The organism is Saccharothrix sp. (genome assembly GCF_031180885.1).
Classification (GTDB): domain Bacteria; phylum Actinomycetota; class Actinomycetes; order Mycobacteriales; family Pseudonocardiaceae; genus Actinosynnema.
In genome coordinates this window covers 14579-28116 of sequence record NZ_JAPSLK010000053.1, presented here as the reverse complement: position 1 = coordinate 28116, position 13538 = coordinate 14579, and the positions used below count along the sequence as shown (strand labels likewise).

12 protein-coding genes are annotated in these 13538 nt (G+C 70.5%); 3 read left to right on the top strand and 9 right to left on the bottom strand.

Features of this window, described 5'->3' with window-relative positions:
* Nucleotides 1-127 precede the first annotated feature (127 nt).
* Complete coding sequence (locus RIN75_RS35495) at nt 128-1024, bottom strand: hypothetical protein (RefSeq protein WP_309116470.1); 897 nt, start codon at nt 1022-1024, stop codon at nt 128-130.
* Nucleotides 1025-1338: 314 nt separating this feature from the next.
* Here RIN75_RS35495 and RIN75_RS35490 point away from each other — a divergent pair, with 314 nt between their 5' ends.
* Entirely contained in the window at nt 1339-3423 is a 2085-nt protein-coding gene (locus RIN75_RS35490) for a trehalase-like domain-containing protein (protein ID WP_309116469.1), read from the top strand.
* A gap of 197 nt (nt 3424-3620) precedes the next feature.
* Here the strand turns inward: RIN75_RS35490 and RIN75_RS35485 are convergent, their stop codons facing one another.
* Both RIN75_RS35485 and RIN75_RS35480 read right to left on the bottom strand, forming a co-directional pair.
* Nucleotides 3621-4349: an SDR family oxidoreductase gene (locus tag RIN75_RS35485; RefSeq protein WP_309116468.1), complete on the bottom strand. Its 729-nt coding sequence runs from the start codon at nt 4347-4349 to the stop codon at nt 3621-3623.
* A 90-nt stretch (nt 4350-4439) separates the two neighbouring features.
* On the bottom strand, nt 4440-4661 hold the full coding sequence (locus RIN75_RS35480) for a hypothetical protein (RefSeq protein ID WP_309116467.1): 222 nt from the start codon (nt 4659-4661) through the stop codon (nt 4440-4442).
* 187 nt (nt 4662-4848) lie between these two features.
* Between RIN75_RS35480 and RIN75_RS35475 the strand changes: the two genes are divergently transcribed.
* Together RIN75_RS35475 and RIN75_RS35470 are read left to right on the top strand one after the other, a co-directional pair.
* Nucleotides 4849-5367 carry a hypothetical protein gene (locus tag RIN75_RS35475; protein ID WP_309116466.1) on the top strand — a complete coding sequence of 173 codons (519 nt, stop codon included), beginning with the start codon at nt 4849-4851 and terminating at the stop codon, nt 5365-5367.
* Nucleotides 5322-5606, top strand: a complete 285-nt coding sequence (locus RIN75_RS35470; RefSeq protein ID WP_309116465.1) for a helix-turn-helix transcriptional regulator — start codon at nt 5322-5324, stop codon at nt 5604-5606. The genes RIN75_RS35475 and RIN75_RS35470 overlap by 46 nt, the downstream gene beginning before the upstream one ends.
* 8 nt (nt 5607-5614) lie before the next feature.
* On the opposite strand, the gene mmsB is transcribed toward RIN75_RS35470, so the two are convergent.
* From mmsB to araB, 6 genes are read right to left on the bottom strand one after another with little or no spacing between them, the layout of a single operon-like run.
* Nucleotides 5615-6832: a multiple monosaccharide ABC transporter permease gene (gene mmsB, locus RIN75_RS35465; RefSeq protein ID WP_309116464.1), complete on the bottom strand. Its 1218-nt coding sequence runs from the start codon at nt 6830-6832 to the stop codon at nt 5615-5617.
* Nucleotides 6829-8361, bottom strand: coding sequence for a multiple monosaccharide ABC transporter ATP-binding protein (gene mmsA, locus RIN75_RS35460; protein ID WP_375296065.1), 1533 nt, complete (start codon nt 8359-8361; stop codon nt 6829-6831). Before mmsA ends, mmsB begins: the two co-directional genes overlap by 4 nt.
* Nucleotides 8361-9470, bottom strand: a complete 1110-nt coding sequence (chvE, locus tag RIN75_RS35455) for a multiple monosaccharide ABC transporter substrate-binding protein (protein ID WP_309116463.1) — start codon at nt 9468-9470, stop codon at nt 8361-8363. Before chvE ends, mmsA begins: the two co-directional genes overlap by 1 nt.
* A gap of 28 nt (nt 9471-9498) precedes the next feature.
* Nucleotides 9499-11007, bottom strand: a complete 1509-nt coding sequence (gene araA / locus RIN75_RS35450; RefSeq protein ID WP_309116462.1) for an L-arabinose isomerase — start codon at nt 11005-11007, stop codon at nt 9499-9501.
* Nucleotides 11008-11042: 35 nt separating this feature from the next.
* Nucleotides 11043-11696: an L-ribulose-5-phosphate 4-epimerase gene (locus tag RIN75_RS35445; protein ID WP_309116461.1), complete on the bottom strand. Its 654-nt coding sequence runs from the start codon at nt 11694-11696 to the stop codon at nt 11043-11045.
* On the bottom strand, nt 11693-13378 hold the full coding sequence (gene araB / locus RIN75_RS35440) for a ribulokinase (protein WP_309116460.1): 1686 nt from the start codon (nt 13376-13378) through the stop codon (nt 11693-11695). Before araB ends, RIN75_RS35445 begins: the two co-directional genes overlap by 4 nt.
* Nucleotides 13379-13538 lie beyond the last annotated feature (160 nt).

Here is a 13538-nt window from a genome sequence, read left to right as displayed (position 1 = left end):
AAGCCTGGGCCACCCAAAGCAGGCTGTCTCGGGCCGCCGATCGGAACATGCTTCGGCCGGGCGAGTGCGGACTGATCGCTTGATGCGGGTGTCGGGTCCGGGGTGGCCGGACCCGACACCACGGTTGTCAGGCGGTGCAGTTCTTCTGCGTGGTGCTGATCTTGCGGCCGGTGAAGGCCTCCAGGACCGCGATGTTCTCCGGCGCGTAGTTGGCGGCGGTGATCTTGTCCGCGTTCACGCTGCCCAGCTTTCCGGTGTACGGGGCGGACTTCTCCAGCCAGTACGCCGTGCGCAGGAACTGGGTCAGCACCAGGTCACGCAGCTTGGGCTCGTTCTTGATCTTCGCCCAGTAGTCGGGGTGCCGGTCGCGGGCGACCCGCAGGTACAGCAGCAGGTAGCGCAGGTTGGTCGCCGCGATGTCCCGCGCGTTGCTCGCGCCCACCCCCTTGATGTACTCCTGCACCACCGTGACCGCCGGCAGCCCGGTGAGGCCGGCGTTCAACTCGGCCAGGACGCCTTGCAGCTTGTACTCGCCCTGCTGGCGGTCGCGCAGGTAGATGCCGTCCATGGAGTCGCTGAGCCGGTCCTTGATCAGCGGCAGGATCTCCTTGCGCGGGAAGCCGCCGTGCAGCGGCACGGTGGTGGCCTGGCGGGTGGCGTCGATCCACGCCGCGGTGTGGACGTCCCAGCGCGTGCGGCTGCCGTCGAGGTCCCACATGTGGGTTTCCTCGTGGATGGCGACCATCATCGACTCGGCGAACCCCTCGAAGGAGTCCTTGCGCACGAACTGGTTCCAGTACGGGTCACGCGCCTGCGCCTTGGCCAGCGCCTCACCGCTCGGCCACCGGCGCTGGTACATGGTCTGGAGGGTGCGCATCCAGTTGGCCGAGGTGAACCCGGCTTTGAGATCGCTGATGTCGGCGCGGGGGTCGTGCGGCTCCTCGTAGCAGTAGGGGACGGCGGCGTGCGCGGTCGGCTGGGCCAGGGACAGGGCGAGTGCGGTCACCACCAGCAGGGTTTTCACAGTGGGCACCTCGTCTCGGAACGGACTTCCCCGGACCGTAACCACGCCCGTTCCCGCCCACCTACTCCCAAGTCGGCATAACACCGACGGCGACCACCCGCCTGACACACACGGCGCCAAGGCCAGGCCGGGGTGGAGTTCGGCGAGGCCGTCGCGGTGCGCCTGGTTGGCGGTTCGGCGGCCGTGGTCGGCGAACCCAAGAGCCGGTGAACCCTAAGACTGGGTTAGGGCACTCCTAACTTTGCGATCAGTGCGCTGACCCGGACGGCGCAGCCGCCTACGGTTCCGGCAAGTTCCGCCGGAGGAGGTCCGTAGTGCTCTCGACCGAGTCGCGCCGCCGTCTGCTCGACCTGGCCCGTGCCGAGCGCCTGGTGGTCGTCTGCGACTACGACCGCGCCCTCGCGCCGGACGACCCCGCCCGGCCCGGCCGGGAAGGGGTGACGGCGGTGCGGGCGTTGGCGGAGTTGCCGGAGACCGCGGTCGTGGTCGTGTCGCACCGGCCGTTGGCGGACCTGGCGGTGTTGTCGCGTTTGCCGGCCGAGGTCGAGTTGGTCGGCGAGTACACCCATCCGACGCTGGACCCGGTGCGGGCGCAGGCGTCCGGCGTCCTGCACCTCGCCGACCGGGACGCGGCTCCGCAGTTGGCGTTGCTGTTGGAGGAGCGCCGGCACTGGTTGTTCGGCGCGCGGCCGGTGCCGATCGAGCGGCACAGCCTGTTGTCGAACCGGCGGGCGCTCGCCCTGGTCACGCCGGACGCCCGGGTCACGTGGATGTGCGCGCCGGAACCGGACTCCCCCGCCCTCTTCGCCGACCTCCTCGGCGGTCCGGAGGCCGGGCACTTCAGCGTGCGCCCCGCGCACGGCCGCCTCCCGCTGGGCCAGCGCTACCTGCCCGGCACGATGGCCGTGGAAACCCGCTGGGCGGGCCTGACCGTCACCGACCACCTCGCCGAGGACACCCCAACGCACCGCACGGACCTGGTCCGCCGCATCACCGGCACCGCCGAGGCACACGTGGAGTTCGCGCCCCGCCCGGAGTTCGGCCAGGTCCCGGTGACGCTCACCAAGACCCGCGACGGCCTGCGCGTCGAAGGCACGTCGGAACCGATGGTCCTGCGCTCCCCCGGCGTGGACTGGGACATCGACGGCGACACCGCGCGGGCCACCGTCCACCCGCCCGCCGTGCTCGAACTCCGTTGTGGCACCGACGACCTCGCGCCGAAGTCGGTCGACGTCCCGGAGTGGAGCGACTGGCTGAACTCCCTCGACCTCCCGGCGACGGAACGGGACCTGGTGGCCCGGTCCGCCATGACGCTGAGAGCCCTGTGCCACCGCGGGACCGGCGCGGTGCTGGCCGCCGCGACGACATCGCTGCCCGAGGAGATCGGCGGCGTGCGCAACTGGGACTACCGGTACTGCTGGCTGCGCGACGGGGCGTTGACCGTGCAGGCGTTGGTGGCGCTGGGTTCCACCGAGGAGGCGGAGTCCTTCGTGGACTGGTTGCACGGCGTCCTCGCCACGCTCCCCGGCCCGGAACGCCTCCACCCCCTCTACACCGTGCACGGCGCCCAGCTCGGCCCGGAGGCCGTGATCGACACCCTGCCCGGCTACGCCGGTTCCCGCCCGGTCCGCGTCGGCAACCTCGCGGGTCAGCAGGTCCAGCTCGACGTGTTCGGCCCGGTGGTGGACCTGGTGCTGGACCTGGCGACCGCGCGCGGACGCCTCGACGACCGCGACTGGGACCTGGTCACCGCCATGGTGTCGGCGGTGGCGCAGCGGTGGCAGGAGGCCGACCACGGCATCTGGGAGGAGCGCCACGCACCCCGCCACCGGGTCTACTCCCGCGTGATGTGCTGGCTCACCACCGACCGCGCGATCCGCATCGCCGAACGCTTCGGCCGCCCGCTGGACCCGGAGTGGCTGATCCTGCGCGACCTCATCGCCGCGGACGTGCTCAAGCGCGGCTGGAACGAGGACGTCCGCGCCTTCACCACCGCCTACGACGGCACGGACCTCGATGCCGCGTCCCTGCACGTCGGACTCAGCGGTCTGGTCACCGACGAGCGGTTCACCTCGACCGTCGAGGCCATCGAGGCCGGGTTGCGGTCGGGCGTCACGGTGTACCGGTACCGGCGGGACGACGGGCTGCCCGGCGACGAGGGCGGCTTCCACCTGTGTGCCGCGTGGCTGGTGGAGGCGTACCTGCTGACGGGACAACGGGACCAGGCGGAGGAGTTGTTCGCGCAGCTGGTGGACTGCGCCGGGCCGACCGGGCTGCTGGCCGAGGAGTACGACCCGGTGACCGAGCGGTCCCTGGGCAACCACCCCCAGGCCTACAGCCACATCGGCCTCATCCGCTGCGCGCGCCTCCTCGACCGGGCGGAGGCCGACCGCCGCTGACTCGGAGGTGCCGAGCGTCGCCGGCACCTGCTGGGGCGGATGTCGTTGTGGCAGGCGGAGTTGGGGCTCCACCGGCCGGGACCGCGCAGACCCGAAGCTCGCCGGCCGCAACCGCCCAGTGCCGAAGCCAGCCGGGCGCGAGCGCTCGGGTCCGAACCGGACCGGCGTCAAGCCCGGCAGCGCGCCGCACGTGTGCCTCATGCCGCACCTCCGTTGGCGTACAAGGTCTGGCCGTTGATCCAGCGGGCCGGGCCGGCGAGGAAGGACACGACCTCCGCGATGTCGTCCGGTGTGCCCAGGCGCTCCATCGGGTTCATCTTGGACATCCGGTCCACTGTCGCCACGTCCTTCCCGTCGAGGAACAGCGCGGTGGCGGTGGGGCCGGGCGCCACGGCGTTCACCGTGATGTCCCGGCCGCGCAACTCCTTGGCCAGGATCAGGCTCACCGCGTCCACCGCGCCCTTGGTCGCCGCGTAGGGCGCGTACGTCGGCAGCGCGAGCTTGGTGACCGATGTCGAGAAGTTCACGATCGCGCCGCCCCGCCTGACCCGCCGCGCGGCCTGCTGGGCGACCACGAACGTGCCGCGGACGTTGACCCGGTGCATCCGGTCCAGCGCGTCGAGGTCGAAGTCGGCGATCGTGCCCAGGACCATGATCCCGGCCGCGTTCACCACGACGTCCACCCCGCCGAACTCCGCCTCCGCCCGGTCGAACAGGTCGGCGACCGCGTTTTCATCGGCGACGTCGGCCTTGACCGCGAGCGCGGCCCCGCCCTTGGCCTCGATCGCCTCGACTGCGGCCGCCGCCTCCGCGTCGTTGCCCGCGTAGGCGATGACGACGGCGAGGCCGTCCGAGGCCAGGCGCTCGGCGGCCGCCCGCCCGATGCCGCGGGACCCTCCGGTGACGATGGCGACGCGCGTGTTCATCTCGTGCTCCCCTCTCGGTGTTGTCACCGATAATGAAAGCACGGTAGCGGCGATACCGCAACCAGCGATAACACCATCGTGTTACCACCGTTAGCCGGGCAGCCGTCGCACCACCTCCACCGCGCCCGCCGCCAGCGTCGGGATGCTCGGCACCACGAACGACGTGTCCGCCGTCACCGACCCCGGGCCGAGCAGGCTCGACGACCGCACCTCCAGCCCGCCCCGGTCGGGCAACGCCGCCAATCCGCCGGCCAGCAACGACCCCACCAGCGGCTCGGCGACCGCCGGCACCGCACGGGACTGCGGGTTCACCGCGTTGACGACGACGTCTGCACGCCCATGGTCACGTCCGGGTAGTCCGCGCGGTCCGCTGGAGGAGAAGGTCAACCTCTTCCGCGACCTGGCCCGCGCCCCGGTACCCGTGGCCGCACTAAGAGACGGCACTCCGGACACGCCCGAGCACAGCGCCACGTACCGCCGTTTCGTAAGCCCACGCGGGGTGGACGACGAGCTGCGGGCGGTTCTGCGGGCCGATGGCCAGTGGTGGGGCCAGGTGAGCCTGTTCCGCGAACGCGGCCGGCGGCCGTTCACCAAACGTGAGATCGCCACCGCCGCTGACGCGCTCGCCCCATTGGGCAAGCATTTGCGGACGTTCGCCGGCCTCCGGCCCCCGCTTCCATCGTCTCACGGGGGTACGACAATCGCGGGCGGGCCGGGGCTGTTGCTGTTCGACCTCGCCGGTGGGCTGTTGTCCATCAACGACGAGGCCCGGGAATTGCTGGCAGCGATGCCGGAGAGCCCGTCCTCGACCAGCCGCTTTGGCCTGCGCGTGCCCGCGTGGATCCACAGCACGGCGGCCCGGGCCCAGACCGACGACCACACCCGGGTCCGAGCGCAGGACCGCACCGGCCGCTGGCTGGTCTGCCACGCCTCCTGCCCGCGCGACCAGTCCGGGAACCCGACCAGACCGCCGTGGTCGTCGAGCCCGCGAAGCCCGCGGACATCGCTGCCCTGCTGACCGCGGCCTACGGCCTGACCGAACGGGCGCAGGAGATCACGGGCCTGGTGGCGCGGGGCCTGAGCAGTGCCCAGACGGCCCGCGCCCTCCACCTCTCCCAGCACACGGTCCGCGATCACGTGAAGGCGGTGTTCGCCAAGACCGGGGTCACCAGCCGGGGCGAACTCGCCGCCAAGCTCCACACCGACCACTACCGGGGCCTCAACCAGGGCAGCCGCGTCCGGGTCTGGCGCGACTGACCTTGTGATCAGCGGCTGCGGCGCTTGGTCCAGACGTCATAAGCGACGGCAGCGAGCAGCACCAAGCCCTTGACCAGCATGACCTTCTCGCTCTGGGCGCCGATCAGCGACATGCCGTTGTTGATCACAGCCATGATCAAGCCACCGGTGATGGCACCGACGACCTTGCCCACGCCGCCCTGCACCGCCGCGCCGCCGATGAACGCCGCCGCGATCGCGTCCAGCTCGAAGTTGAAGCCCGCCGTGGGACCGGCCTGGTTCAGCCGACCCGCGAAGACCACACCGGCCAGAGCGCCCAGCACGCCCATGTTGACGAAGATCCAGAACGTGACCGACTTGACGTTCACGCCCGACAAGGTCGCCGCTTGGAGGTTGCCGCCCACCGCGTAGATCCGCCGGCCGAACACCGTCCGGTTCGCGACCAGGGAGTACCCGAGCACCAGCACCGCCAGCAGCACCAACACCCAAGGCAGGTTGCGGAACCGGGCCAGCTGCACCACGACGGCCATCACGACCAGGCCGGCGCCGGCCACCTTGAGCACGAACACCCACATCGGGTCCACGGCCTGCCCGTACCCGATCCGCCCCGCCCGCGCCTTCCACTGGGTCACCACCACACCCGCGACCACACCCAGCCCGACCAGCAGCGACAACAGGTCCGCGCCACCCAGCGGCCCCAGGCCGACGTTGCCGAAGTACCCCGACACGAACCCGTTCGACAGCGTCCGGATCTCCTGCGGGAACGGCCCGATGCCCTGGTTGCCCAGCACGCTCAACGTCAGCGCCCGGAACACCAGCATCCCCGCCAGCGTCACGATGAACGCGGGTATCCCGAAGTACGCGACCCAGTACCCCTGCCAAGCGCCGATCAACGCGCCCGCGGCCAGCGTGATCAGGACCGCCACGAACCACGGCAACCCGGACTGCACGGTCAGCACCGCGCACAGCGCACCCGTCACCGCGACCACCGACCCCGCCGACAGGTCGATGTGCCCGGCGATGATCACCAGGATCATGCCGACGGCCAGGATCAGGATGTACGAGTTCTGGACGATGATGTTGGAGATGTTCTGCGGCTCCAACAAGGCACCGTCGGTGATCACCGTGAACAGCACCACGATCAGCGCGAACGCCACGTAGATGCCGCTCTGCCGGAGGTTGAAGCGGAACCGGCGCGGTGCGGCCGGCGCCTGGGCCGGCGCCGGGGCGGCGGTCTTGACACTCATCGGTTCATTCCCTTGGTCATGTGCTGCATGAGGCGCTCCTGGGTCGCCTCTTCCCGGCTCACCTCACCGGTGACGCGGCCCGCCGACAGCGCGTACACGCGGTCGCACAGGCCGAGCAGCTCGGGCAGTTCGGACGAGATCACCAGGACCGCCTTGCCGCGCTCGGCGAGTTCGTTGACGATCGTGTAGATCTCGTACTTGGCGCCGACGTCGACGCCGCGGGTGGGCTCGTCGAGGATCAGCACGTCCGGGTCGGTCTGCATCCACTTGGCCAGCACGACCTTCTGCTGGTTGCCGCCGCTCAGGGCGGACGTCGGGGTCAGCACGTCCGGCGCCTTGATGCCCAGCGACCGCCGGTACTTCTCGGCGACCGCGAACTCCTCGCCCTCCCGCACCCAGCCCCGCGAGGCCAGCCGCGGCAGGGCCGCCGCCGAGATGTTGCGCTTGATGTCCTCGATCAGGTTCAACCCGTACCGCTTGCGGTCCTCGCTGACGTACGCGATCCCGTGCCGAATCGCATCGCGCACGGTCTTCAGCACGATCTCCCGACCGTCCTTGACGATCCGCCCCGAGATCCGCACCCCGTAGGACCGGCCGAACACGCTCATCGCCAACTCGGTCCGACCCGCGCCCATCAACCCGGCCAGGCCCACGATCTCCCCGCGCCGCAACGTCAGCGACGCGCCGGAGACCACGACCCGGTCCGGCTGCACGGGGCTGTGCACCGTCCAGTCCTCGATCCGCAGCACCTCGTCCCCGATGTGCGGCGTGCGCGGCGGGAAGCGGTGCTCCAGGTCGCGACCGACCATGCCGGAGATGATCCGGTCCTCGGTGGCGTCGGCGACGTCCATCGTCCCCACGGTCCGGCCGTCGCGGATGACCGTGATCCGGTCGGCGATGTCCATGACCTCGTTGAGCTTGTGGGAGATGATCACGCACGTGATCCCCTGGTCGCGCAGCTCGCGCAGCAGGTCCAGCAGGTGCGCCGAGTCGTCGTCGTTCAACGCGGCCGTGGGCTCGTCCAGGATGAGCAGCGACACCTCCTTGGACAGCGCCTTGGCGATCTCCACGAGCTGCTGCTTGCCCACGCCGAGGTCGGCGATGGGCGTGGTGGGGTTCTCCCGCAGGCCCACCCGCGCCAGCAGCTCGGCCGCCGCGTGGTTGGTGCGGTTCCAGTCGATGAACCCGCGGGTGGCCTGCTCGTTGCCCAGGAACAGGTTCTCCGCGATGGACAACTGGGCGCACAGCGCCAGTTCCTGGTGGATGATCACCACGCCGCGCCGCTCGCTGTCGCGCACGGACGAGAACCGGCACTCCTCGCCGTCGAAGAAGATGCCGCCCTCGTAGGACCCGTGCGGGTGCACGCCGGACAGCACCTTCATCAGCGTGGACTTGCCCGCGCCGTTCTCGCCGCAGACCGCGTGGATCTCACCGCGCCGCACGGCGAACGTGACGTCGTGCAGCGCGGTGACCGCACCGAACCTCTTGGTGATGCCGCGCATCACCAGGATGTCGTCGGACAAAGCCATCACTTCAACTGGTCGGCGGTGTAGTAGCCCGAGTCGACCAGGACCTTCTGGTAGTTGGTCTTGTCCACCGAGACCGGCTGCAGCAGGTAGGACGGCACGACCTTGTTGCCGTTGTCGTAGTCCTTCTCGTTGTTGACCTGCGGCTTGTTCCCCTTGAGCACGGCGTCCGCCATGTCCACGGTGACCTTCGCCAGCTCACGGGTGTCCTTGAAGATGGTCGAGTACTGCTCACCCGCGATGATGGACTTCACCGACGCGACCTCGGCGTCCTGGCCGGTCACCACCGGGTACGGCTGGTCCGCGGTGCCGTAGCCGTTGGACTTCAGCGCCGACAGGATGCCGATCGACAGGCCGTCGTAGGGCGACAGCACGCCGTGCACCTTCCCACCGCGGTAGGTGGTGGTGAGGATGTCCTCCATGCGCTTCTGCGCCGTGGCCGGGTCCCACCGCAGGATCGCGACGGTCTTGAAGTCCTTCTGGCCGCTCTTGACGTTCAGCGTGCCCTTGTCGATGTACGGCTGGAGCACCGACATCGCGCCGTTGAAGAAGAACGTGGCGTTGTTGTCGTCCGGCGAACCCGCGAACAGCTCGATGTCGAACGGGCCGGTCGCGGTGCCCGCGCTGCCGTCGGGGTTGCGCAGCTTCAGGCCGGTCAGCAGCGAGTTGGCCTGCTCCACGCCGACCTTGAAGTTGTCGAAGGTCGCGTAGTAGTCCACGTTCGGGCTGTTGCGGATCAGCCGGTCGTAGGCGATGACCGGGATGTTCGCCGCCTTGGCCTGCTCCAGCTGGGTGGTGATCGCGGTGCCGTCGATCGAGGCGATCACCAGCAGCCGCGCGCCCTTGGTGATCTGGTTCTCCAGCTGGTTGACCTGGGTCGGGATGTCGTTCTCCGCGTACTGGAGGTCGACCTTGTAGCCCTTGGCCTCCAACGACTTCTTGATGTTCTCCCCGTCGTGGATCCAACGCTCCGAGGACTTCGTGGGCATGGTGACGCCCACGAGCGCGCCCTCGGCGGACTGGCCCTGCTGGTCGACGGTCTTCTCCGCCGACCCGCAAGCGGTGGCCAGCACCGCTGCGGCGGCCAGGACCGCGATCTTCGTCAACCTCATTGTTGCTCCTTGCGGCGGTTGTAAGGGACTAGCGCAGGCCCTGCGCGAGCCGGTGGTAGGCCGCGTTCCAGCGCAGCCGGTCGGTGAACGACTCCGCGGTGGTGGCGGCGTCGACCAGGGCCAGTTCGGTGCCGGTCATGGTCGCCAGGTCGCGCAGCGCCTCGGCGCCGACGGCCTGGGTGAGCACCGTGTGGTGCGGTCCGCCGGCGGTCAGCCAGGCCTCGGCGGAGGTCGACAGCGACGGCGCGGGCTTCCAGACCGCGCGCGCCACGGGCAGGTTGGGCAGCGGCTCGTCCGGCGCGACGACCTCCACCTCGTTGGCCACCAACCGGAACCGGTCGCCGAGGTCGGCCAGGCCGATCACCACGCCGGGTCCGGGCGCGGCGTCGAACACGAGTCGGACCGGGTCCTCCCGGCCGCCGATGCCCAGCGGGTGGATCTCGCACGACGGCCGGTCGGCCGCGATGCTCGGGCACACCTCCAGCATGTGCGCGCCCAGCACCTTCGGCTCGCCCGGGCCGAAGTGGTAGGTGTAGTCCTCCATGAACGACGTGCCGCGCCCGGTGCCCGCACCCATCGCCTTCACCGTCGCCAGCAGCGCGGAGGTCTTCCAGTCGCCCTCGCCGCCGAAGCCGTAGCCGTCGCCCATCAGCCGCTGCACGGCCAGACCGGGCAGCTGCCGCAGCCCGCCGAGGTCCTCGAAGTTCGTGGTGAACGCCCCGAACCCGCCCTCGGTCAGGAACTTGCGCAACCCGGCCTCGATGCGGGCCGCGTAGCGCAGCGACTCGTGCCGCTCGCCGCCGCGCGCCAGCTCCGGGGCCAGCCGGTAGGTGTCGGCGTACTCCGACACCAGCAGGTCGATCGACTCGTCGGACACCTCGTCGACCAGCGCCACCAGGTCGTTGACGCCGTAGGTGTTCACCGACACGCCGAACCGCAGCTCCGCCTCGACCTTGTCGCCCTCGGTCACGGCCACGTCGCGCATGTTGTCGCCGAACCGGGCCAGCCGCAGCGACCGCAGGTGCGTGTAGCCGGTGGCGGCGCGCGCCCACCCGTCGATGCGGTCGGCCAGCACCGGGTCGCTGGCGTGGCCCACGACGGTCTTGCGCGCCACCCCGATCCGGGTCTGCACGTAGCCGAACTCGCGGTCGCCGTGCGCGGCCTGGTTGAGGTTCATGAAGTCCATGTCGATGGTCGACCACGGCAGGGACTCGTTGTGCTGGGTGTGCAGGTGCAGCAACGGCTTCTGCAACGCGTCCAGGCCGGTGATCCACATCTTGGCCGGCGAGAACGTGTGCATCCACGCGATGACGCCGACGCACGCCGGGTCGGCGTTGGCCTCCAGCATGACCTTGCGGATGGCGGCCGTGTCGGTGAGCACGGGCTTCCACACCAGCTCCGCGCTGATGCGGCCGGACGAGCCGAGCATCCGCTGGATCTGCTGCGACTGCCCCGCGACCTGGTCGAGCGTCTCCGGGCCGTAGAGGTGCTGGCTGCCGGTGAGGAACCAGACCTGGGGCTTCGCGGCGGACGACATGGGCACTCCTTGTGCTGGGCTCATCATCCCGGGACTCACTGCCCGTAGACGTTCTGGTAGCGCGCGTAAAGGCGGTCGACGTGCGCGGGGTCGATCGGGTCGGGCTTGCCCAGCTGCTGTGCGATGTGCACGGTCCGCGCCACGTCCTCCAGCATCACGGCCGCCTTCACCGCCGCGCGGGCGTCCTTGCCGACCGTGAACGGGCCGTGGTTGCGCATCAGCACGGCCGGGGAACGGCTCTCCCGCAGCGTCTCCACGATCCCGCGCCCGATCGAGTCGTCGCCGATGAGCGCGAACGGCCCCACCGGGATGTCCCCGCCGAACTCGTCCGCGATCATGGTGAGCACGCACGGGATCGGCTCGCCGCGCGCGGCCCACGCCGTCGCGTAGGTCGAGTGCGTGTGCACCACTCCCCCGACCTCGGGCATGTGCCGGTACACGTAGGCGTGCGCGGCGGTGTCCGAGGACGGCGCGAGGTCGCCGTGCACGAGGTTGCCGTGCAGGTCGGTGACCACCATCGTCTCCGGCGACAGCTCGTCGTAGGACACGCCGGACGGCTTGATCACCATCAGGTCCTCGCCGGGCACCCGCGCGGACACGTTGCCCGCCGTCCAGATGACCAGCTCGTACCGGGTCAGCTCGCGGTGCAGCTCGGCGACGCCGTGGCGCAGCGCGTCGAGGACCTTCATCGGGCCGCCTCCCCCTCTGCCGCCTTCCGCTCCACGGCGTCGCGGCGCATGACCTTGAGCCGGTGCATGACCTCGTTCACGCCCCGCCCGAAGTAGTCGTGCAGCTCCTGGTACTCGACGAACAGCCGTTCGTAGGCCTCGACGTTGGCCGGGATCGGCTCGTGCACCGCGCGGCGCACCTTGCCCATGGCCGCCGCCGCGTCGACGATGTCCGGGAACGCGCCCGCCGCGACGGCCGCGTGCATCGCCGAGCCCAGGGCGGGACCCTGCTCGGAGTCGATGACCGAGAGCGGCAGGTTGGTGACGTCGGCGTAGATCTGCATCAGGAGGGCGTTCTTGACCAGGCCGCCCGCGATGACCAGCTCGGTCACCGGCACGCCCGCGTCGGTGAACGCGTCGATGATCATGCGGGTGCCGTAGGCGGTGGCCTCCAGCAGCGCCCGGTAGGTGTCCTCGGCGCGGGTGGCCAGCGTCTGGCCGACGACCACGCCGGACAGCTCGTGGTCCACCAGCACCGACCGGTTGCCGCTGTGCCAGTCCAGCGCGATCAGGCCGTGCTCGCCGATCTCCTGCCCGGCCGCCAGCTCGGTGAGCAGCTCGTGCACGCTGATGCCGCGCTCCCGGGCCCGCTCGTGGTATTCCGGCGGGACGCCGTGGTCGACGAACCAGCCGAAGATGTCGCCGACACCGCTCTGCCCGGCCTCGTAACCCCACAGGCCCGGCACGATGCCGCCGTCCACGACACCGCACATGCCCGGGACGTCCCGCAGCTCGGCGCCGTTCATCACGTGGCAGGTCGAGGTGCCCATGATCGCGACCATCACCCCCGGCTCGACGGCCTTCGCCGCGGGCGCGGTGACGTGGGCGTCCACGTTGCCGACGGCCACCGCGATGCCCTCGCGCAGGCCGGTCCACTCCGCCGCCTGCGCGGTCAGCGAGCCGGCCCGGTCGCCGAGCGCGCCCAGCGGGTGGTCGAGCTTGTCGGCCACGAACCGCTCGAAGTCGGGGTTCAGCGCCTTGAGGAACTCCGGCGACGGGTAGGCGCCGTCCTGGCGGATGCCCTTGTAGCCGGCGGTGCACTCGTTGCGCACGTAGGTGCCGGTGAGCTGCCAGACGATCCAGTCCGCGGCCTCCACCCAGTGCGCCATCGCCGCGTAGACCTCGGGCGCCTCCTCCAGCACCTGGAGGCCCTTGGCGAACTCCCACTCCGAGGAGATCAGGCCGCCGTAGCGGGGCAGCCAGGGCTCGCCGCGCAGCTCGGCGAGGTGGTTGATCCGGTCGGCCTGCGGCTGGGCGGCGTGGTGCTTCCACAGCTTGACGTAGGCGTGCGGGTGGTCCGCGAACTCCGGCAGCTCGTTGAGCGGCGTGCCGTCCGAGGTGGTCGGGACCATCGTGCACGCGGTGAAGTCGGTGCCGATGCCGATCACGTCCGCCGGGTCCGCGCCCGCTGCCTTCAGCGCGGCGGGGACGGCGTGGCGCAGGACGTCCACGTAGTCGGAGGGGACCTGGAGCGCCCAGTCGGGCGGCAACGCGCGGCCGGAGGGCAGGGCGCGGTCGAGCACGCCGTGCGCGTAGTCGTGCACCGCGCTGCCGAGCTCGGCCCCGTCCCGGACCCGCACCACGACGGCGCGGCCGGACAGGGTGCCGAAGTCGACGCCCACCACGAGTGGGTCGTTGGTCATCGGGGATGGCCCTTCATCAGAAGCGATGTGAGGAGTGTTATCGCTAACAATTGAGACGTCAAGAGGCAGTCGGTCTCGGGCTGGAAACAGCACCGACCGAAGTTGTTAACGCACTCAGCGAGAGCGGGCGGAGTGAGGTGCCGACACCGGTGGGGAGCGG

Excerpts from the sequence above, each read along its gene's own strand:
- RIN75_RS35485 (WP_309116468.1), bottom strand. The coding sequence starts at position 4,349 with ATGAACACGCGCGTCGCCATCGTCACCGGAGGGTCCCGCGGCATCGGG.
- mmsB (WP_309116464.1), bottom strand. The coding sequence starts at position 6,832 with ATGAGTGTCAAGACCGCCGCCCCGGCGCCGGCCCAGGCGCCGGCCGCA.
- mmsA (WP_375296065.1), bottom strand. The coding sequence starts at position 8,361 with ATGGCTTTGTCCGACGACATCCTGGTGATGCGCGGCATCACCAAGAGG.
- chvE (WP_309116463.1), bottom strand. The coding sequence starts at position 9,470 with ATGAGGTTGACGAAGATCGCGGTCCTGGCCGCCGCAGCGGTGCTGGCC.
- araA (WP_309116462.1), bottom strand. The coding sequence starts at position 11,007 with ATGTCGTCCGCCGCGAAGCCCCAGGTCTGGTTCCTCACCGGCAGCCAG.
- RIN75_RS35445 (WP_309116461.1), bottom strand. The coding sequence starts at position 11,696 with ATGAAGGTCCTCGACGCGCTGCGCCACGGCGTCGCCGAGCTGCACCGC.
- araB (WP_309116460.1), bottom strand. The coding sequence starts at position 13,378 with ATGACCAACGACCCACTCGTGGTGGGCGTCGACTTCGGCACCCTGTCC.